We start from the raw sequence: 19,929 nt of genomic DNA on the forward strand, positions 1-19,929 counted from the left end.
TCACGCCACCTCCGCCTTCGGGGAAGTCCCCTCGCCCGCGGCGAGGTCCAGGAACAGGTCTTCGAGGTTCGCCGTGCGGACCTCCAGGCCGCGCAGGCGCAGGCCCCGTTCGCCCGCCCAGCCCAGCAGGGTCTGCGCGGCCAGGTCGGGATCCTCCACGCGGCAGACCGCGGTGCGGCCCTCCACCGAGGCGACCGGGACCGGCAGGTCCTCCGGCGCGACGCCGGCGGGCAGCTCGAAGGCGACCCGGCCCGCCCGGGCGGCCAGCGTCTCGGCCATGCCGCCGGAGGCGACCACCCGGCCCCTGTCCATGATCATCATGCTGGCGGCCAGCCGCTGGGCCTCCTCCAGGTAGTGGGTGGTCAACAGGATCGTGGTGCCCTGTCCGGCGAGGTCCCGGATGACCTCCCAGGTGTTCTGCCGGGCCTCGGGGTCCATCCCGGTGGTCGGCTCGTCGAGGAAGAGCACGTCGGGACGGCTCAGCACGGCCAGCGCCAGGTCCAGGCGGCGCTTCTCGCCGCCGGAGAGCTGGCGCACCTTCGTGCCCGCCTTGGCGTCCAGCCCGGCCAGGCCGAGCGCCTCGTCGCGCGGCCGGGGCGCGGCGACGAAGTCCCGCCAGGCGTCCACGGTCTGCGCCACGGTCAGGTCCGGGAAGAAACCCGCCTCCTGGAGCATGATCCCGGTGCGCCTGCGCACCCGGACCCGGTCCCGGGCCGGGTCCAGCCCGAGGACCCGCACCGTCCCGGAGTCGGCCCGCTGGAACCCGGCCAGCACCTCGACCGTCGTGGTCTTGCCCGCGCCGTTCCGCCCGAGCAGGGCGAAGATCTCACCTTCCCCGACGGAGAACGAGACGTCTCGCACCGCCTCGAACCCCCCGTAGCCCTTCACGAGCCCGTCCACCTCGATCGCTGTCATGCCGACGATCCTCCAGGGCCGCACGGGCCGGGAACAGTGAGGAATTCACGACTCGGCGGTCACGATCCGCCGGGCCGGGCCGGGCCGGGCCGGGCGGGGCGGTGGCGGGGTCGGCGCGAGCCGGGCGGTCCCCCGCTGTGATCGCCAGGAGCGGATCATGACGACCCCTGGGCGGGGTGAGATGAGTGGTTCATCTACATTGAAGCGGACAGTGGACTAATCGTCCTTATTGGACCTGGCCATCATCTCGTTGAGCGGACATCGTTGACACATGAGTGAGCTTCGCCCGGAGACCCGTACCGTTCACCTTCCCCAGCCGCCGCTGGAGGGCAGCCGCCCGATCACGGTGCCGCTCTACCAGACCTCCGGCTTCGTCTTCGACGACCCGGCGGTCTTCGCCGACGGGATGAACCGCCCCGACGGGCCCTTCGTCTACGGCCGCCTGTCGAACCCGACGGTCCGCTCCCTGGAGGAGGCCGTCGCGGGCCTGGAGGGCGGGGTCGGCGCCGTGGCCACCGGCTCGGGCATGGGCGCGATCAACTCCGTGCTGCTCGGCCTGCTGCGGCCCGGTGACCACGTGATCGCGCAGAAGGCCCTCTACGGCGGCACCGCCGGGACGCTCAACGACCTGACCGCGCGGTTCGGCATCGAGGTCTCCTACGTCCCCGAGGACGATCCCGCCGCCCTGCGCGCCGCCGTACGGCCGTCCACGAAGCTGGTCTACCTGGAGACGATCGCCAACCCGGTGACCCAGGTTGCCGACCTGCCGGGGATGTGCGCCGCGGCGCGCGAGGCCGGGCTGGTCTCGGTGGTGGACAACACCTTCGCCTCGCCGATCCTGTGCCGCCCGATCGAGCACGGCGCCGACATCGTGGTGCACTCCACGACCAAGTACCTGAGCGGCCACACCGACGTGCTCGGCGGCATCGCGGTCTTCGCCTCCGACGAGCTCCACCGCACGGTGTGGAAGTACGCCGTCGGCCTGGGCGCGACCGCCGACCCGTTCGCCGCCTGGCTGACCCTGCGCGGCATCCAGACCCTGCCGCTGCGCATGGAGCGCCACTGCGCCAACGCCCACGAGCTGGCGCTGCGCCTGGACGCCCACCCGGCGGTCGCGGCCGTGCACTGGCCCGGCCTGCCCTCGCACCCCTCGCACGCGCTGGCCGCCAAGCTGCTGCCGGGCTTCGGCGGGGTCTTCTCCTTCGACCTCGTCGGCGGGCGCGCCGCCGGGGAGCGGTTCATGAGCTCTGTAAGGCTGGCGCTGCTGGCCCCCTCGCTCGGCGGCGTGGAGACGCTGATCCTGCACCCGGCGACCACCTCCCACAAGTCGCTGACCGCCGAGGAACTGGCCCGGCACGGGATCGGCGAGGGGACCGTCCGGGTGGCGGTCGGCATCGAGCACGTCGAGGACCTGTGGGCCGACTTCGAGCAGGCGCTCTCCCGGTCCTGAACCGGTCCTGAACCGGCCCGCTGGACCGGCCCTGGAAAGCAGGCGCTCTTTCGGTCCTGAGTCCTGAACCGGCCCCGAAAAGGGACTGTGACCTGCAGTCATGACCTGGGATCCCGAGCCGGGGCGCGGTAGCATCGGGGCGGGCGGCCCGCTTCCCGGGCCGCCCTTCCGTGAGCGTCCTGCGGGGGTGGCGCCATGCCGCTGAAGAGCTACGGGGTCCTGGCCGGCCGGGCGGTCGAGCGGCGGCGGGAGGGGTCCACCGACACCCCCCACTACCAGCTCCATCTGACCGACGACGCGGGGGCCTCCTACCGGATCGCGGTCAACGTCCTGTCCCAGCAGGCCCCCTCCGAGCTGCTCTACCACGCCGACGAGGACTTCCGGCACCCGCTGACCGCGCTGCTGCCGCGGACCGCCGGGGGCTGGACCGCCCTGGCGTCCGCCCCCGGCGGGGCCGCGCTGGACTTCGTCCGGGGCAACCTGTTCGACCCGGCCGCGATGCGCGCGCTCCCGCCCGACGTGCCGGGGGTGGACAACGACCTGGCCGACAAGTTCGACCACTACGTCGAGCGGGCCGCCGCCGACCCCGCCGCGATCGTCTACGCCTTCGGCGAGCGGTGGGGCCCCGAACCCCGCACCCGGGACAAGGTCTTCGGCTTCCTGCCCGGCAACGGCGTGCACGACATCCACATGAACCAGGGCAACTCGCGGCGCTTCCGCGGCGACGACGGCGTCTGGCAGGACGGCGGGCTGCTGCTGTCCTTCCCCGGCGAGTCCCGGTGGGTGGCGATCTTCCTGGCCTTCCAGTCCCAGTCCTGGCGCACCGACGACGTCACCGGGCACGCACTGGAGGAGGTCCCGGTCCGGCCCGGCCCGGGCGAGGCGCCCGTCCGGATCCTGGCCGCGCTGGTCAACCCCGCCGGAACCGGGCCGGGAGGCGAGACCGTCACCCTGCTGAACGCCTCGCCCGCCCCGGTGGACCTCGCCGGCTGGCGGCTCACCGACCGGCGGGGGAACGCCCTCCCGCTCCCGGCGGGGGCGCTGGCCCCCGGCGCGGTCCTCGCCGTGCCGGTCGGGGAGCCGTTCGCGCTGGGCGACGGCGGCGGCACGATCACCCTGCTGGACGCGGCCGGACTCAAGGTCCACGGCGTCTCCTACACTTCGGCGCAGGGCCGGCGCGAGGGCTGGACGCTGACCTTCTGAGACGTGAGCCGGGAGATGGACGAGGGGTGCCGCGGATGAGCGTGTCGATCGAGGACGTGGAGCGGGCGGCGGCGCGCATCGCGGGGCATGCCCGCCGCACCCCGCTGCTGGAGGCGGAGCCGGGGCTGCTGCTGAAGCTGGAGACCGTGCAGCACTCCGGGTCGTTCAAGGCCAGGGGCGGCTTCAACCGCGCCCTGGCGGCGCGGGAGGCGGGAGACCTGCCCGAGGCGGGGCTGATCGCGGCCAGCGGCGGCAACCACGGCCTGGCGGTGGCGCACGTGGCGCGGGCGCTCGGGCTGCGCGCCGAGATCTTCGTCCCGACGGTGTCGAGCCCGGTGAAGGTCGCCGGGCTGCGGGCGCTGGGGGCGGAGGTGACCCAGACCGGCGCGATCTACGCCGAGGCCTACGAGGCGTCCGTCAAGCGGGCCGCGGAGACCGGAGCGCTGGAGATCCACGCCTACGACCAGCCCGACGTGGTCGCCGGGCAGGGCACGGTCGGGCTGGAGGTGCTGGAGCAGAGCGGGGGGGTCGACACCGTGCTCGTCGCCGTCGGCGGCGGCGGGCTGGTCGCCGGGGTGACGGCCGCGCTCGGCGGGCGGGCCCGGGTGGTGGCGGTGGAGCCCGAGCGGATCCCCACCCTGAACCGAGCCCTGGCCGCCGGAGGGCCGGTCCGGGTGGAGGTGAGCGGGGTGGGCGCCGACGCGCTCGGCGCCAGCCTGATCGGCCGGATCGCCTACGACGTCACCAGCGCCGCCGGGGTGGAGAGCGTCCTGGTGCCCGACGAGGCCATCGTCGAGGCCCGCCACGAGCTGTGGCGGTCCTGCCGGATCGCCGCCGAGCACGCCGGGGCCGCGGCCCTGGCCGCCCTGCGCTGCGGCGCCTACACGCCGGCCCCCGGGGAGCGGGTGGCCGTCATCGTCTGCGGCGCCAACACCGACCCCGCCACACTCGCCTGAGCCCGAGCCCGAGCCCGAGCCAGAGCCCGAGCCCGAGCCTGAGCCAGAGCCAGAGCCTGGGCCTGACGCCTGACACGGACCGCTGCCGCCCGCCGTACCGGCCCGGACGCCGGGCATCCGGTGCCCGGCGCGGACCGAGGCCGCCCGCCGTACCGGCCTGACGGGCGTGGGGTACGGCGGGCGGCCGGATGGCAGGGGATCAGCGGTAGCTGTGCTCGGCGGTGGGGAAGGCCCCGCTGGTCACCTCGTCGGCGAAGGCGCGGACCGCGTGGTCCATCTCCTCGGCCAGGTTGAAGTACTTCTTGACGAACTTGGCCGGGCGGGCGGTGAGGCCCATCAGGTCCTGCCAGACGAGGACCTGGGCGTCGGTGGCCGGACCGGCGCCGATGCCGATCGTGGGGATCGGCAGGGAGGCGGTGACCCGCTCGGCCAGGTCGGCGGGGACGCACTCCAGGACGACGGAGAAGGCCCCGGCCGCCGCCAGGTCCTTGGCGTCGGCCATGAGCTCGTCGCCGGACTGGCCGCGGCCCTGCACCCGGTAGCCGCCGAAGGCGTTGACCGACTGCGGGGTCAGGCCGAGGTGGGCCATGACCGGGATGCCGGCCGCGACCAGGGCCTCGACCTGGGGGAGGACCCGGCGCCCGCCCTCCAGCTTGACCGCGTGGGCACCCGCCTCCTTCATGAACCGCACGGCCGTCTCCAGCGCCTGCTGGGTGGAGGCCTGGTAGGAGCCGAACGGCAGGTCGGCGACGACCAGCGCCCGGGAGGAGCCGCGCACCACGGCCGCGGTCAGCGGCATCAGGTCGTCGACGGAGACGGGCAGCGTCGAGTCGTGGCCGTAGACGACCATGGCGGCCGAGTCGCCGACGAGCAGCACCGGGATGCCGGCCTCGTCGAAGACCCGGGCGGTCATCGCGTCGTACGCGGTGACCATCGGCCACTTCTCGCCGCGCTCCTTGGCGGCGGCGATGTCGCGCACGGTGATCCTTCGCCCGGACTGCCCGCCGTACAGGGCGGTGGTCTGCGGGACGGCGGCGGAAGAGGGCACGGAAGAGGACACGGAAAGCCTCCTGAGAGTCTCGAGGCGCCCCTGTGGCGTCCCCGGACGATTCCGATGATGACATGCGTCCGATGGGTTAAACACCCCTTGACTCGCCGGTAATCCGGTGGCGGGGGTGCCGGCCGGGTGCGGCACAATGCAGGCGGAGGTAAGCAATAAAAATGGCCATGGAACCTTACCGTCGTCTGCTGGCCCTGCCCGGGGTGCGGACGCTGCTGCTCGTGGGCCTGCTCGCGCGCATCCCGTCCACCGCGGTGAACATCACCCTCGTCCTGCACGTGGCCGAGGAGCTCGATCTCGGCTACACGTGGGCGGGCGCGGTGACCGCTGCCTGCACGGTGGGCATGGCCGTGGGCTCGCCGCTGGCCGGGCGGTTCGTCGACTCCTACGGCCTGCGCCCCGTCCTGCTGGCGACCACCGCGGCCCAGGCGCTCTTCTGGAGCACGGCGTGGGCCATGCCGTTCCCGGTGCTGGTCGTCGCCTCCGCGCTGGCCGGCCTGCTGGCGCTGCCGGTGTTCAGCGTGATCCGGCAGTGCCTGGCGGCCATGGTCCCCGAGGAGCAGCGCAGGATCGGCTTCTCCGCGGACTCGATCCTGGTGGAGCTGTCCTACATGGCCGGGCCCGCGCTCGGAGTGGCCGGGATGACCGCGCTCGGCGGCGTGTGGACGATGTGCGCCATAGCGGTCGGCCTCGTCGGCTCCGGCGCGGCGCTGGTCCTGCTGAACCCGCCGGTCCGCTCCGCCGAGGAACTGGCGGCCCCGGCGGAGAAGGTCTCCCGGCGCCGCTGGCTCACCCCGGGCCTGGTCACCCTGCTCGGCACCGCCTCGGCGGCCACCTTCGTGCTGACCGCCACCGAGCTGTCGCTGGTCGCGACGATGGACCGGGCGGGCGACACGGCCTGGACGGGACTGGCGATCGGGATCTGGTGCCTCTACTCGCTGCTGGGCGGCCTCGTCTACGGCGGGCTGCCCCGGGGCTTCTCCCCGCTGCTGCTGATCGGCGCCATGGGCCTGCTCACCATCCCGGTGGGCCTGGTGGGGGACGACTGGCGCTGGGTGGTCGCCGCGCTCGTCCCGGCCGGGGTGCTCTGCGCGCCCGGCATCTCCTCCACGGTCGAGGCGGTCAGCCGGATGGTGCCCGCCGGGGCCCGGGGTGAGGCGATGGGCCTGCACGGGACGGCGCTCCTGCTGGGCGGGGCGGTCTCCGCGCCGATCGCCGGCGCGGTCATCGACGGCCCCGGCCCGGGCTGGGCCTTCGCGGCCGCGGGTCTGGTGAGCGTGGTGATGGTGCTGGTCGCCCTGCCGTTCCGCGCAGGGCCGCGCACTCCGGCGGGGAAGCCCGGACCGGTCGCCGCGAAGACGACCGCCTGACCCCGGCCGGACGGGGAGGCGAACGGGGAGTTAATACGAAACGGTGCTGTTGCGTATCGAAATTGATAGCGATACGCTCTCGTTGCGAAACTAGAGCGTATCGAAACAGGGGTTCCCGTGGACCAGAAGCTCGGTCATCCGAGACGTTGGCAGATCCTGGGAGTGCTGGTCTTCAGCCTTCTCGCGGTCGTGCTCGACAACACCATCCTCAACGTCGCGCTGAAGACGATCGCCGACCCGGTGGAAGGGCTGGGCGCCACCCAGAGCGAGCTCGAGTGGGCGATCAACTCCTACACCCTCGTCTTCGCCGGACTGCTGTTCACCTTCGGGGTGATCGGCGACCGGACCGGCCGCAAACGCATGCTGATGATCGGCATGGTCCTGTTCGGCCTGGCCTCGCTGGCCAGCGCCTACGCCCAGGACCCGATGCAGCTGATCGTCGCCCGAGCCTTCATGGGCGTCGGCGGCGCCGCGATCATGCCCGCCACGCTGGCGATCATCTCCAACGTCTTCCCGCCGGCCGAGCGCGGCAAGGCGATCGGCGTCTGGGCCGGCGGCGTCGGCCTGGCCGTGGCGATCGGCCCCATCACCGGAGGGCTGCTCATCGAGCACTTCTGGTGGGGCTCGGTCTTCCTGATCAACCTGCCGATCGTGCTGATCAGCATGGTGCTCATCGGGCTGGTCGTGCCCGAGTCGCGCGACCCCCGGCCGTCCCGGCTCGACCCGGTCGGCGTGCTGCTGTCCATCGTGGGCCTCGTCGCCGTCACCTACGGCATCATCCGCGGCGGCGAGCTCGCCACGGTCGCCAGCGCCGAGGTCCTCGTGCCGACGATCCTGGGCCTGGCCGTCCTGGCCGCCTTCGTCTGGTACGAGCGCCGCATCGACCACCCGGCCTTCGACGTCACCTACTTCCGCGACCCGCGCTTCTCCACCGCGATCGCCATGGTCGGCATCGTGTTCTTCGCGATGATGGGCGCGATGTTCTTCCTGGTCTTCTACCTGCAGATCGTGCTGGGCTTCAGCGCGCTGCAGGCCGGGGCCCTGATGATCCCGTTCGCCGCGGCGCAGCTCATCTTCGCCCCGCTCAGCCAGCGGATGGCCGGGCGCTTCGGCGCCAAGCCGACCGCGACCGTCAGCATGGTCGTCGTGGCCGCCGCGCTGGCCGCCTACGCGCTGATGGACCAGCACACCCCGATCCTCTTCATCGAGGTCGTCTTCTTCGTCCAGGGCGCGGCGATGGCCAACATCATGCCCCCGGCGACCACCGCCATCATGGAGGCGCTGCCCCGCGAGAAGGCCGGCGTCGGCTCGGCCATGAGCAACACCGTCCGCCAGATCGCCGGCGCGCTCGGCGTCGCGCTGCTCGGCTCGCTGCTCTCGGCCGCCTACCGCGACGGGATCACCCCGGCCCTGGCCGGTCTGCCGGAGGACGCCCGGCACGTCGCGGGCGAGTCGCTGACCGGCACCCTCGCCGTCGCCCAGGGGCTCGGCGAGGGCGGCGCCGCGCTGATGGGGCCCGCCTTCCGGGCCTTCCTGGACGGCATGCACCTCACCGCCCTGGTCTCGGCCGGGATCGCCCTGGCCGGAGCACTGGTGGTGCTGAAGTGGCTGCCCGGCGGGAACGCCCCCGCCGCGGAACCGGACAGGGAGCACGGCAAGGAAGCAGCGGTAGTGTAGGCCCGCTATGACGACCACGGACGAGACCCGGCCCGCCCGCCCCGCGGGCCGTCCCCGCAGCGCCAAGGCGGAGAAGGCGATCATCGAGGCGGCCCTCGACCTGATCAGTGAGAGCGTCAGCCTCTCCGAGCTCTCCATCGAGGCCGTCGCCGCCCGCGCGGGCGTCGGCAAGACCACGATCTACCGGCGCTGGTCCAGCAAGGAGGACCTGGTCGTCGACGCGCTGGCCACGCTCAAGGCGCCGATCCCTCCGCTGGAGGGCCGGACCGTCCGCGCGGACCTCGCCGCCTACCTGGAGGTCATCGGGCGCGAGGCGTACGACGTGCGGAGCCGGTGCGTGATGAACATCGCGATGAACGAGGCCGACCGCCACCCCCAGCTGGTGGAGCGGATCCGCCAGGCGGTGATCAGGCCCCGCCAGGAGGCGCTGAGGGCGCTGCTGCGCCGGGGGATCGAGACGGGCGAGCTCCGGCCCGACCTCGACCTCCCGGTCGCGATGGCGACGGTGGTCGGCAGCATGATGTGGTACGTCAAGTCGGCCGGGTCCGGCGAGGGCGGGGAGCACCCCGAGGACCTCGTCGAGCGCCTGGTCGACCACCTCATGGCCGGTCTGGCGCCCCGCTGAGCGCCCGTACGGCCCGTCGGCGACGCGGTCGGGTGAGGACCGAGGCCGGCCGGCGGCGCGGTCCGGCCAGGACGGCCGGTCAGCGGCGGCGCGGTCCGACCAGGGCGGCAGGGTCGAAGACGATCTCGTACGGCTCGGTCAGGGAGAGCGTCTGCCCGGCCCGCGCCGCCGCGACCTTGACGTACTCGCCCTCCTTGGCGGTGAACACCTCGACCAGCGGCATCGCGCCCTCCTCGCCGTGCAGCTCCACCCGCATGAACACCGGGACGCCGGCGGCGGCGTAGGAGGAGGGCTTGACCAGGTAGTCGCGTTTCCGGTTGCCGGGGCTGACGATCTCGACGGCCATCAGCAGGTCGCCGGAGTCGAGCCGGACCTCACCGGCGATCATGGGCTCCGCCGGTCCGACCACGATGTCGGGGATGAACCCCTCCTCGCGGACCTGGACGTTCGCCGCCTCCACCACCTCGACGTCGTTCGGGGCGGCGTCGAGGAGGATGCGCACGAGCCGCTGGGCGCAGAGCGCGTGATCGTAGGCGGGGGCAGGACTCACTACGAAACTCCCGTCGATGAGCTCGATGCGCTCCCTGGTCTCGGGGAGCGCCAGCCAGTCCTCGACGGTGTAGGGCCCGGAATGCCGGGGAAGCAGGATCAGCGAGCGGCGGTGCTCCCGCGGATCCGCCTCCGGCCACCCCTCGTCGGGCAGTGCGCTCATGCGCCGTTCCTCGCTTTCCATGCCGCCAGTCTGGCACCGCCCCTGACGCGGTGCCAGGAGCGGAGCGGTCACGTCGAGATCGTCAGCGGGAGATTACCGACGTCACCGTGAGTTTGCCTGACGAACACGGAAAGCGATGAAAGGGAGGGCTCCGGTCCGGCCCGGGTGCGGCTCCGTCGTCGCCCGGGCAGGGACCGGTCTCCGGGAGAACCGGAGACAGTGCGTCAGGGGGCGGTCTCGCGCCAGCGGTTGGTGATGGGCAGGCGGCGGTCGCGGCCGAAGTTCTTCGGGGTGATCTTCGGGCCCGGGGGATACTGGCGGCGCTTGTACTCGGCCAGGTCGACGAGGCGGATGACCCGGGCGACCAGGTCGGGGTCGTGCCCGGCGGCGACCAGGGAGGCCGAGCCCATGTCCTTCTCGACGTAGTCGTCCAGGAGCCGGTCCAGCACGTCGTACTCCGGCAGGGAGTCGGTGTCGCGCTGGCCGGGGCGGAGCTCGGCGCTGGGCTCCTTGGTGATGGAGTTCTCCGGGATCGGCGGGACTGCGAAGCCGTGCAGGAACTCGCTCTCGGCGCCCGCCTGGGCGTTGCGCCAGCGGGCCAGCTCCCACACCAGGGTCTTGAGCACGTCCTTGATGGGGGCGAAGCCGCCCGCGGAGTCGCCGTAGAGCGTCGAGTAGCCGGTGGCCAGCTCGCTCTTGTTGCCGGTGGTCAGGACCAGGTGGCCGTGCTCGTTGGACAGGCCCATCAGGATCATGCCGCGCACCCGGGCCTGGAGGTTCTCCTCCGACAGGCCGGTCAGTGAGAGCTCCTTCTCGAAGGCCTCCACCATGGCGCCGATCGGCACGATCCGGGCGTTGACCCCCTGCCGGTCGACGAGCTCCTGGGCGTCACCGAGGGAGTGGTCGGAGGAGTAGCGCGAGGGCATCATCACCGTGTGGACCCGGTCGGGGCCGATCGCGTCGGAGGCGATGGTGGCCGTCAGCGCCGAGTCGATGCCGCCGGACAGCCCGAGGATGACCGACCGGAAGCCGTTCTTGGCGACGTAGTCGCGCACGGCCAGCACCAGCGCGCAGTAGACCTCGGCGGTGTCGTCCAGGTGCCCGGCGACCGAAGGGGGCTCCGGGTCGTACGGCTCCAGCGGGCGGGCCGACAGCTCCAGCCGCTCCACCGTGATGACGGTCCCGTCCCCGGCGTCCACCTCGAAGGAGCCGAGCCCGCCGTACGTGGCCTCGGGCAGGTCCAGGTCGGCCACCAGCAGCTCCTCGGTGAACCGCGCGGCCCGCGCGACCAGCTCGCCCGAGGCGGCCACGACGATCGAGTCGCCGTCGAAGACCAGCTCGTCCTGCCCGCCGACCTGGTTGGCGTAGGCGAGCGCGCACCCGGCCTCCCGCGCCCGCCGGGAGACGAGCTCCAGCCGCACGTCGTCCTTCTCCCGCTCGTACGGCGAGGCGTTCGGCACCACCAGCAGCCCGGCTCCGGCCTCGGCCGCCACCGCGACCGGGCCGCCGTCCTGCCAGAGGTCCTCGCAGACCGCGATCGCCACGTCGACGCCGTGCAGCCGGAAGATCGGCAACCGGTCGCCGCGTACGAAGTAGCGGTATTCGTCGAAGACGCCGTAGTTCGGCAGGTGGTGCTTGGCGGTCCTGGCGACCACCTGTCCCCGGTACAGCAGCGCCGCCGCGTCCAGCGGGGCGCCCTTGGGCTGCCCCACGCGCGGGGCGCGGTCGGCGCGGTCGACGTAGCCGACGACCACGGGGATCTCGCCGAGCCCCTCCTCGGCCAGCCGCCGGGCCGCGGCCCCGACCGCCGCGATGGACGCCTCCACGAACGAGTTCCGCAGCACCAGGTCCTCGACCGGGTAGCCGGTGAGGAACATCTCGGTGAAGACCGCCAGGTGCGCGCCGCGGTCGGCGGCGCGGCGGGTCCACTCGACGAGCTTGTCGGCGTTGGCGGTCAGGTCGCCGACCGCGGGGTTGGTCTGGGCAAGTGCGATTCGGAGTTGGGCCACGCTGCCACCCTATTGCCGGGCGTTCCCGGGCGGCGAAGGCCGGTCCCGTGGATCCCCGCAGGACTCCCCGCCGGTGAGGGGTGCTCGCCGGCGGGGAACCGCCACCGCTCCGGACCGCGGGCGCGGGCGCGGGCGGTCCGGAGGTCCCCGGCGGAGCCGCCGGGGAGGAGCCGGTCAGAGCCGGTCAGGGCTCAGTTGGCGGCGCTGGTGGTGGAGTTGCTGCTGGCGCCGCCGGGACCGGCCTGGCTGTAGGACTGCTTGAAGAAGACGCCGCTGCCGTGACCGCCGTGGCCTCCGCCGGTGCCGGACAGGACGCTGCTGTTGAAGGCGCCGAACTTGCCGGCGCTGCTGGAGTTCTGCTCGAAGCTCGTGCCGCCGCCGGCCAGGGCGGCGGTCTGGAAGGCCAGTCCCAGGGCCGAGGCGGCTCCCGCGATCACCAGGGCACGCCGCAACTTCGTCATGGTCATGGTGGATGTTTCCTCTCTGTTCCGCCGGCCTCCGCCGGCGCATGGGATGGAGCACCCGAAAGGGCCCTGTGCGACGGCCCCGGACGGGCCGGGAACCGCCGTACGCCAGCTGTGCTTCCCTGGCCGCCTCCGGCCGAAAACACGAAGTGTAACGATCTAACTACTGATGGACATGATCGATAAACATATTGATCAACCCTTGCGAGACGCCCGGCGCGTCTTCTCCCGGCGGGGAGGAGCCGGGCGGGGAAGGACGGCCGGGCCGGGCCCGCCGCCCGGCGGTCAGCTGAGCGGGAAGGGCGGCCGGGCCGGGCCGCCCGGCCGGACGTCCGGCGGTCAGCGGGGCAGGGGGAGGACGGCCTCCACGGCCGTGCCGCCGCCGGGGGCGCCGACGATCACACAGCTCCCGCCGAGCTCGGTGGCGCGCTCGCGCATCGAGACCAGCCCGATCCCCGACCGGGAGGCCTCGGGCAGGCCGCGTCCGTCGTCGGTGATCCGGACCGTGAGCGAGGGGCCCTCGTGCCGCAGGCAGACCGTCGCGGTGCGCGCCCGGGCGTGCTTGCGCACGTTGGTCAGCGCCTCCTGGGCGATCCGGTAGGCCGCCACCTCCACCGCCGCGGGCAGGTCGGACAGATCGCCCGAGGTCTCCACCGTCACCGGCGGCTCCCCTTCGGACGCCAGAGCCCGTACGGCGCCGGCCAGCCCGAGCTCGTCCAGGGTCGGCGGGCGCAGGCCGTACACCAGCTCCCTGATCTCCTGGCTGACCGAGTCCATCCCGCTGCGCAGGTCGAGCAGGAGCCGGTCGGCGGAGGCCGGGGCGGCGCGCAGGCTGATCCTGGCCATGTTGATCGACATCGCCATGTCGGTCAGCGCGTGGCCCAACCCGTCGTGCAGGTCCCGGCGGAGGCGGCGGCGCTCCTCCTCCCGGGCGGTCAGGATGCGCTCGCGGGAGCGCTGCAGGTCGGCGGTCATCCGTACGGCGTGCGCCACGTCGGCCACGTACGGCGTCACCGCGGCGATCAGCCGCTCGTTGTGGGCCGCGGCGAACCTGCGCGGCCCCGGTGAGCCGATCAGCAGGCGGCCGACCGGCTCTCCGTGCCAGACCAGCGGCACCGCGCGCGGCGCGGGTCCCGGCAGGCCGAGCGTCACCTGCCGGGAGCCCGGGCCGCGCACCTCGATCGTGACGCCGGTGACGCAGAGCCCGTCGCGGATCACGGCGGCGACGGCCGCCAGCGCGCCCGCGGGCTCGGCCTCCCCGACCTCCCGGGCCAGCCGGGCGGCCAGGACCGCCGGGTCGCCGTGCGTGCCGTACATGAGCCGGTCGACCAGGCGCCGGAGCAGGTGGCGGAGCGGGTGGAAGAAGGCGCCCGCGAACAGTGCGGCGACCAGGCCGCCGACCCGGTCGTAGTCCGACAGGGCCATCCCGGCGAGGGCGCCCGCGCCGAAGTAGACGACGCTGACCGCGGCGACCAGCCCGGCGGCCACGAAGGCCCGGCTGATCACGGTGTCGATGCCGTACAGGCGGTAGCGCAGCACGGAGAAGGCGATGGCCACCGGGATCAGGCCGGTCCAGATCGTGGCGGCCAGCCACCAGTCCGGTCCGGCGATCAGGCAGACGCTGTAGACCGCGAAGGCCGACAGCGGCCAGGCGATCTGCCGGCGGACGACGGGATCGGCCCGGCGCAGGCGCAGGACCAGGGAGAGCACGGCCGTGACCACGAGCGCCGAGACCAGGGTGCTGAGGACCGACAGCGCCGGCCGGTAGTAGGGGGCCAGCGCCTCCACCGCGAGCGGGTTGGGGATCACCTGCGGGTAGGGGTAGGCCTCCGGGCGGGGCGTCGGGCGGAGGATCTGCACGGTGGCCTGCGCGACCAGCACGGCGACGCCCAGCGCCGCGACCGGCCGCCAGCGCGGCGACGGCAGGCGGCCGTCGGGGGAGTGCAGCGGGAGGATGACGGCGAGCAGCATGCCGCCGGCGCCCCAGCCCGCGACGCTGAACCAGCGCAGGTAGCCGGCGGCGGAGAGGTCCCCGGCGGAGGCGGCGGAGAGCGTGGCCGCGTCGGCGAAGACGTGGACCGCGCAGCCCAGGCCGCCGGCGCACATCAGCCAGCCCGTGATCGGGCGGACGCCGTGCGCCAGCAGGAACGCGCCCACCACGGGGAAGATCAGCCCCGCCGCGTGATCGGGGGAGGCGGGCACGTCGAGGGACCACTCGGGCGGCAGGCGCAGGCGCGCGGCGGATCCGGTGACGGTGAGCGCCACGGCCAGTACGGCGACCACGACGGGGGCGAGCCGCCGCGGCGAGGCCAGCAGCGCGGTCAGCGGGCTCCGGCGCGGGACGTCGAGGCTGACGGCGTCCACGACGCGGCGCGGCACGCCCCCGGCACCGGTCACGACGCGGCGCGGCACGCTCCTGGCACCGGTCACGACGCCGTCGCGCGCCCCCGTGCCCGGGGTGCCCCCCGCCTCTACGTACACGGCTACCTGCTCACGTCACCGGGGTTGACCAGGCCTGATTCGTACGCCGCGACGACGAGCTGCGCGCGGTCGAACAGCCCCAGGTGCGCCAGGAGCTTGCCCACCGACTCGGCCACGGACGGCTCGGGGACCGACAGGGTCGCGGCGATCTGCCGGTTGGTGAGTCCGCGGGCGATCAGCTTCAGCAGGTCCAGCTCGGCGTCGCCGAGACCGGCGAGCGCGGGCGGGGCCGCGGGGTCGGAGTGCCCGGCGAAGGCCGCGATCAGCCGGGTGGTGACGGCCGGGTCGATCAGCGCGTCCCCGGCCTGCGCGGCGCGCATCGCGGTGATGAGCTGCTCGGGGGCCGAGGTCTTGAGGACGAAGCCGCTCACCCCGGCCCGCAGGGCGGAGTAGAGGTTGTCGTCGGTGCCGAACGTGGTCATCATGATCACCTTGGGCGGGTCCTCGTCGGCGAGGATGCGGCGGGCGGCGGTCAGGCCGTCCAGCCGGGGCATCTGGATGTCCATCAGCACCAGGTCGGGACGGGTCTCGCGGACCAGCGCGATCGCCTGCTCGCCGTTCTCGGCCTCCCCGGCGAGCTCGAAGCCCGGCTCGCTGTCCAGCACCACCCGCAGTCCGGTGCGGACCAGCGCCTGGTCGTCGACCACGACGACGCGGAGGGTCTCGGCCTCCGTCCCCGGGGGCGTCCCCGCCTCCCCGGGCGCCTCCGGGGACGCGACCTGGACGGCCTGGGCGGCCCGGGGGGCGGGCGGGTCCAGATGGGGGGCCTGGGCGAGCATGTCCGACTCCAGGCGCTGCAGCGTGGCGCCCAGGTCCAGCCCGAGCTCGTCGCGGAGCACGGCCCTGGCGCGCCGGAGCGCGCCGAGGGCGTCCCCCTGCCGGCCGCCGCGGTAGAGGGCCAGGGCGAGCAGCCGCCAGGCCTCCTCCCGGAGCGGGTGGGCCGAGACGTGCGCCTCCAGGTCCGCGACCAGGGCCGCGGAGTGGCCGAGGGCCAGCCCGGCGTCGGCCCGGCGCTCGACCGCGGTCAGCCGGAGCTCCTCCAGCCGTCCCGCCTCGGTCACCGCCCAGGCCAGGTCGGAGAACTCGGCCAGCGCCGGTCCCCGCCAGAGCGCGAGCGCCTCCTCCGTGCGCGCCCACACCGCGGCCGGGTCGCCGTCGAGTTTGACGGCGCCCTCGAACCGCCAGGAGTCCACCTGCTCGGCGGTGGCGCGCAGCGCGTACCCCGGCGGGGCCGAGACCAGGACCCCGGCCTCCTTGCGGGGGGCGCGGTCCGGCTCCAGCGCGCGCCGCAGCCGCGAGACGTATCCCTGGATGGTGGACAGGGCCTGGGCGGGGGGCTCACCCGGCCAGAGCTCGTCGATGAGCACGCTCACCGGGACGGCGCGGCCACCGGCCACGAGCAGCCGGGCAAGCACCGCCATCTGGCGTTGACCGCCGAGGTCGAGCACCACGTCGCCGTGGCGCGCCTGGAACGGTCCGAGGGCACGGAAAGTCAGCATCGCAGTGGTAAGGGTACGACCACCTGGACTATGGCAATACGGCAAAATTCACCATCGTTCGCATCCTGTAAGGAATCGGTTATCCGGTGGGCCCCGCCTCGACGGTCGTGCCGCTGGCCAGCGGAAGCACCGCCTCGACCACGGTGCCGCCCTCCGGCGGAGAGGTGATCATGCAGGTCCCACCGAGCTCGGCGGCCCTCTCGCGCATCGACGCCAGCCCGACCCCCGAGCGCCGGCCCGCGGGCACGCCCACGCCGTCGTCGCTCACCCGGACGCCCAGCTGCCCGCTCCGCTCCAGCGAGACCCGGACCGTGCGGGCGCGGGCGTGCCGGCGCGCGTTGGTCAGGGCCTCCTGGACGATCCGGTAGGCGGCGACCTCGACGGCGGCCGACAGCCCGGTGAGGTCGCCGCGCACCTCGACCGCGACCTCCGGCCCGGCCATCTCCCCGATGGCGCCGGCCAGCCCGAGCTCGTCCAGGGCCGGTGGGCGCAGGCCGTACACCAGGTGCCTGATGTCGCTGGTGACGCTGTCCATGCCGGAGCGCAGGCCGTCGAGCAGCCGTTCGGCGCTCTCGGGGGAGGTGTGCAGGGAGAGCCGGGCCGCGTTGATGGACATGGCCATGCCGCTGAGCGACTGGCCGAGACCGTCGTGCAGGTCGCGGCGGAGGCGGCGGCGCTCCTCCTCGCGGGTGGCGATGATCCGCTCGCGCGAGCGCCGCAGCGTGTCGACCAGCAGGACCGCGTGGGCGGCGTCCGCGATGTACGGCGTGAGCGCGGAGACGACCCGCTCGTTGTGCGCCGCGGGCAGCCGCCGGGCTCCGGGGCGGCCGATGAGCAGCCGGCCGACCGGCTCGCCGTGCCAGACCAGCGGGACCCGCCGGACCACCTCGCCGAGCTCACCCGAGACCTCGTCGGCCGGCCCGGCGTGGGGTCCGGCGGTCCCACCGGTCCCGCCGGCGGGCCGGGGCGGGAAGCGCACGGCCACGCCGGTGACGGAGAGCCCCTCGCGCAGCACCTCCAGGGCCGCCTGCAGCCCTTCGGCCGGGTCGGCCCGCTGCAGCCGGGACCGCACCTCCGCGGCCAGTGCCACCGGATCGCCCTTGCTGCCGTAGAGCAGGCGGTCGGCGCCGCGCTGGAGCACCTTGCGGAGCGGGTGGAAGAACGCCCCCGCGCAGAGCGCGGCGAGCAGGCCGCCGATCCGGTCCACGTCGGACAGCAGCAGGCTCGTGGCGGTGCCCACCGCCACGTAGACGCCGCCGATGACGCCCACCAGGCCGGCGCCGACCAGCGCGCGGGTGATCAGCGTGTCGATGCCGTAGAGGCGGTGCCGCAGGATGGCGAACGCGATCGCGGCGGGGACGAGCGGGATGGTGAACGACGCCAGCCACCAGAACGGGTCGCCGACCACCCAGGGAACGACCACGGTCGTCGTCGCCACCAGCGGGCAGAGGATCCGCCGCCGATCGAGCGGATCCGCCCCGCGCAGGCGCCCGGCGAGGGAGGCGACCGCCAGCACCATGGACGCGGCCGACAGCCAGTGCAGGACCTCTCTGAGGACCGGCTGCGCCGGGACCGCCCGGAGGAGGACCGCCGCCTGGAGCACACCGTCCAGGGCCATGACCGCGCCCGCGAAGACGATCAGCGGACGCCAGCGGCGCGAGGGCGGCCGGCCGGTCGGGTGCACCAGCGGCAGCAGCACGCCCAGCAGGAACGAGGCCAGCGCCCAGCTCTGGCCGACGATCACCCACAGCAGCACGGGCGCGTCCGGGGAGTACGGGGTCGGGGCGTGCAGCCGGGCGACGTTGGCCGCCAGGATGTTGGCGGCGCAGGCCAGTCCGCCCACCGCCAGCACCCAGCCGACGAGCAGCCGCGGGCGCTGGAAGACCAGCAGGGCTCCGAAGATCGGGAAGGCGGTCCCCGCGACGTCCTCGGGGGCGAACGGCAGCGGGGTGTAGGGGGACTGCGGGAGCCGGGCGGTCACCCAGATGTCGGCGATTTCCATGGCCACGGCCGCCGCGGCGATCGCCGCCGCCGCGGCCCGCGCCCGCCCGGGGCCCACCACGGCGGACAGCCTGTCCAGCCCGCGCATATGGTCGGTCCTTTCACGAAACACGATGTGACAGGACCCTAACCGGCGCGGACAGCAATCCGATCAAACCGGATCGGATCGGATCAACGGACGATCAACGCGCCGGTCCGGCCTTCGTCGCCGCGGACTCTGCCTCCGCCGCCGTCATTATCGTCTCCGCCGCCGTCATCTCCGTCTCCGTCTCAGTCTCCGTCTCCGTCTCCGTCTCCGCCGCGCGCGCCCGGCGGCGCAGCGCCGGGCCGATCGCGAGCAGGCCCGCGGCGGCCACCAGCTCGATCGCCCCGACGACCGGCCAGAGGACGGCGGGACCGGCCGCCAGCAGCCGGGTGCCGAGCAGCGGGGCGAGCATGGTCCCGGCCGACCAGGCGAAGCCGTACATCCCGGAGTAGCGCCCGCGCAGGTGGGCGGGGGCGAGCGCGGCCACGACCGCCCCGGGGACGCCGGCCGTGACGATCTCCCCCAGCGTCCAGACGACCACCGTGGCGGCGTACCCGGCGACGCCGGAGACGAAGGCGGTCAGCGCGAAGCCCCCGCCGATGACCGCGAACCCGACCGCCAGCACGGTGCTGTGGTCCCGCCTGCCGAGCCAGTCGCCGGTCAGCGGCTGGATGAGGACGATCAGGACGCCGTTGACCGCCATGACCAGGCCGTAGGCCGAGGGGGACAGCCCCGCGCCGGTCATCGCCAGCGGCAGGGTGGTGAACGCCTGGGCGTAGACCAGGGTGGAGAGCACGGAGATCACGATGAAGGCGACCATCAGGCGGTCGGCGAAGACGGCGCCGTAGCCGCCGCCCGCCGCCCGCCCGCCCGGCGCGGGCCGCGTCTCCGGCACCGCCCGCCACACCAGCAGTCCGAAGAGGACCGAGGTGGTCGCGTTGAAGGCGAACATCCAGCCGTACCCGGCCTCGGCGAACCAGCCGCCGGCGACCATGGCGACCGCGAAGCCGAGGTTCAGCGCCCAGAAGAGCAGGCCGTAGGCGCGGGGCCGGTCCTCCGGCGCGACCAGGTCGGCCACCAGGGCGTTGGCCGCGGGCCGGTAGGCGTCGATCGTCACGCCGAGCACGAACATCGACGCCACGATCGCCGGCAGCGAGGCGGCGGCCCCCAGCGCCCCCATGGTGGCGGCGGTGGCGACCATGCCGCCGGTCAGCGTGACCCGCCGCCCGAACCGGTCGGCCAGCCAGCCCGCCAGCGGCTGCGAGATCAGCGAGCCCGCCCCGAAGACCGCCATGACCGCGCCCGCGGCGGCCAGGGACATGCCGCGGGCCTGCGTGAGGTACACGCCGATGAACGGCTCGACCATCATGCCCACCCGGTTGACCAGGGTCCCGGCCCACAGCGCCCAGAAGGCCCGGGGGAGGCCGCCGATCTTGGATTGCAGGAACGAGGGGCTGGTGAGGGTCGTGCTCGTCATGGCCC

15 protein-coding genes are annotated in these 19,929 nt (G+C 73.9%); 6 read left to right on the forward strand and 9 right to left on the reverse strand.

Annotated elements, in window-relative coordinates; translation table 11 throughout:
- Positions 1-915 carry an ABC transporter ATP-binding protein gene (locus IEZ06_RS01185; RefSeq protein WP_189234760.1) on the reverse strand — a complete coding sequence of 305 codons (915 nt, stop codon included), beginning with the start codon at positions 913-915 and terminating at the stop codon, positions 1-3.
- 271 nt (positions 916-1,186) lie between these two features.
- Between IEZ06_RS01185 and IEZ06_RS01190 the strand changes: the two genes are divergently transcribed.
- The 3 genes from IEZ06_RS01190 (at position 1,187) to IEZ06_RS01200 (ending at position 4,524) form a co-directional block, all read left to right on the forward strand.
- On the forward strand, positions 1,187-2,365 hold the full coding sequence (locus IEZ06_RS01190; RefSeq protein ID WP_189234761.1) for a trans-sulfuration enzyme family protein: 1,179 nt from the start codon (positions 1,187-1,189) through the stop codon (positions 2,363-2,365).
- A 195-nt stretch (positions 2,366-2,560) separates the two neighbouring features.
- Positions 2,561-3,568, forward strand: a complete 1,008-nt coding sequence (locus tag IEZ06_RS01195; protein WP_189234762.1) for a DUF2278 family protein — start codon at positions 2,561-2,563, stop codon at positions 3,566-3,568.
- Positions 3,569-3,603: 35 nt separating this feature from the next.
- Positions 3,604-4,524: a threonine/serine dehydratase gene (locus tag IEZ06_RS01200; RefSeq protein WP_189234763.1), complete on the forward strand. Its 921-nt coding sequence runs from the start codon at positions 3,604-3,606 to the stop codon at positions 4,522-4,524.
- A 199-nt stretch (positions 4,525-4,723) separates the two neighbouring features.
- On the opposite strand, the gene panB is transcribed toward IEZ06_RS01200, so the two are convergent.
- Positions 4,724-5,584 (reverse strand): 3-methyl-2-oxobutanoate hydroxymethyltransferase, encoded by an 861-nt coding sequence (gene panB, locus IEZ06_RS01205; RefSeq protein ID WP_189234764.1) that lies wholly within the window; start codon positions 5,582-5,584, stop codon positions 4,724-4,726.
- Positions 5,585-5,751: 167 nt separating this feature from the next.
- Here panB and IEZ06_RS01210 point away from each other — a divergent pair, with 167 nt between their 5' ends.
- The 3 genes from IEZ06_RS01210 (at position 5,752) to IEZ06_RS01220 (ending at position 9,256) form a co-directional block, all read left to right on the forward strand.
- Complete coding sequence (locus tag IEZ06_RS01210) at positions 5,752-6,954, forward strand: MFS transporter (protein WP_229797692.1); 1,203 nt, start codon at positions 5,752-5,754, stop codon at positions 6,952-6,954.
- Positions 6,955-7,071: 117 nt separating this feature from the next.
- Complete coding sequence (locus IEZ06_RS01215) at positions 7,072-8,631, forward strand: MFS transporter (RefSeq protein WP_189234766.1); 1,560 nt, start codon at positions 7,072-7,074, stop codon at positions 8,629-8,631.
- 7 nt (positions 8,632-8,638) lie between these two features.
- On the forward strand, positions 8,639-9,256 hold the full coding sequence (locus IEZ06_RS01220; protein WP_189234767.1) for a TetR/AcrR family transcriptional regulator: 618 nt from the start codon (positions 8,639-8,641) through the stop codon (positions 9,254-9,256).
- A gap of 79 nt (positions 9,257-9,335) precedes the next feature.
- On the opposite strand, the gene IEZ06_RS01225 is transcribed toward IEZ06_RS01220, so the two are convergent.
- The 7 genes from IEZ06_RS01225 to IEZ06_RS01255 all read right to left on the reverse strand — a co-directional run bounded on the left by IEZ06_RS01225 (position 9,336) and on the right by IEZ06_RS01255 (position 19,924).
- Positions 9,336-9,968 (reverse strand): Uma2 family endonuclease, encoded by a 633-nt coding sequence (locus tag IEZ06_RS01225; RefSeq protein WP_189234768.1) that lies wholly within the window; start codon positions 9,966-9,968, stop codon positions 9,336-9,338.
- A 224-nt stretch (positions 9,969-10,192) separates the two neighbouring features.
- On the reverse strand, positions 10,193-11,977 hold the full coding sequence (locus IEZ06_RS01230) for an NAD+ synthase (protein ID WP_189234769.1): 1,785 nt from the start codon (positions 11,975-11,977) through the stop codon (positions 10,193-10,195).
- A 191-nt stretch (positions 11,978-12,168) separates the two neighbouring features.
- Positions 12,169-12,444: a hypothetical protein gene (locus tag IEZ06_RS01235; RefSeq protein ID WP_068894317.1), complete on the reverse strand. Its 276-nt coding sequence runs from the start codon at positions 12,442-12,444 to the stop codon at positions 12,169-12,171.
- Between the two features lie 336 nt (positions 12,445-12,780).
- Positions 12,781-14,922 (reverse strand): sensor histidine kinase, encoded by a 2,142-nt coding sequence (locus IEZ06_RS01240; RefSeq protein WP_229797693.1) that lies wholly within the window; start codon positions 14,920-14,922, stop codon positions 12,781-12,783.
- Between the two features lie 2 nt (positions 14,923-14,924).
- Positions 14,925-16,421 carry a BTAD domain-containing putative transcriptional regulator gene (locus tag IEZ06_RS37435; protein ID WP_189234770.1) on the reverse strand — a complete coding sequence of 499 codons (1,497 nt, stop codon included), beginning with the start codon at positions 16,419-16,421 and terminating at the stop codon, positions 14,925-14,927.
- A 79-nt stretch (positions 16,422-16,500) separates the two neighbouring features.
- On the reverse strand, positions 16,501-18,510 hold the full coding sequence (locus IEZ06_RS01250) for a sensor histidine kinase (RefSeq protein WP_189234771.1): 2,010 nt from the start codon (positions 18,508-18,510) through the stop codon (positions 16,501-16,503).
- 94 nt (positions 18,511-18,604) lie between these two features.
- The gene (locus IEZ06_RS01255; protein ID WP_189234772.1) at positions 18,605-19,924 is read right to left on the reverse strand and encodes an MDR family MFS transporter; all 1,320 of its coding nucleotides are present in this window, start codon (positions 19,922-19,924) and stop codon (positions 18,605-18,607) included.
- Positions 19,925-19,929: the final 5 nt, after the last annotated feature.

Source organism: Planomonospora antibiotica (assembly GCF_014647955.1).
In the GTDB taxonomy this organism is placed as follows: domain Bacteria; phylum Actinomycetota; class Actinomycetes; order Streptosporangiales; family Streptosporangiaceae; genus Planomonospora; species Planomonospora parontospora.

Excerpts from the sequence above, each read along its gene's own strand:
- IEZ06_RS01185 (WP_189234760.1), bottom strand. The coding sequence starts at position 915 with ATGACAGCGATCGAGGTGGACGGGCTCGTGAAGGGCTACGGGGGGTTC.
- IEZ06_RS01190 (WP_189234761.1), top strand. The coding sequence starts at position 1,187 with ATGAGTGAGCTTCGCCCGGAGACCCGTACCGTTCACCTTCCCCAGCCG.
- IEZ06_RS01195 (WP_189234762.1), top strand. The coding sequence starts at position 2,561 with ATGCCGCTGAAGAGCTACGGGGTCCTGGCCGGCCGGGCGGTCGAGCGG.
- IEZ06_RS01200 (WP_189234763.1), top strand. The coding sequence starts at position 3,604 with ATGAGCGTGTCGATCGAGGACGTGGAGCGGGCGGCGGCGCGCATCGCG.
- IEZ06_RS01210 (WP_229797692.1), top strand. The coding sequence starts at position 5,752 with ATGGAACCTTACCGTCGTCTGCTGGCCCTGCCCGGGGTGCGGACGCTG.
- IEZ06_RS01220 (WP_189234767.1), top strand. The coding sequence starts at position 8,639 with ATGACGACCACGGACGAGACCCGGCCCGCCCGCCCCGCGGGCCGTCCC.
- IEZ06_RS01225 (WP_189234768.1), bottom strand. The coding sequence starts at position 9,968 with ATGAGCGCACTGCCCGACGAGGGGTGGCCGGAGGCGGATCCGCGGGAG.
- IEZ06_RS01235 (WP_068894317.1), bottom strand. The coding sequence starts at position 12,444 with ATGACCATGACGAAGTTGCGGCGTGCCCTGGTGATCGCGGGAGCCGCC.
- IEZ06_RS37435 (WP_189234770.1), bottom strand. The coding sequence starts at position 16,421 with ATGCTGACTTTCCGTGCCCTCGGACCGTTCCAGGCGCGCCACGGCGAC.
- IEZ06_RS01250 (WP_189234771.1), bottom strand. The coding sequence starts at position 18,510 with ATGCGCGGGCTGGACAGGCTGTCCGCCGTGGTGGGCCCCGGGCGGGCG.
- IEZ06_RS01255 (WP_189234772.1), bottom strand. The coding sequence starts at position 19,924 with ATGACGAGCACGACCCTCACCAGCCCCTCGTTCCTGCAATCCAAGATC.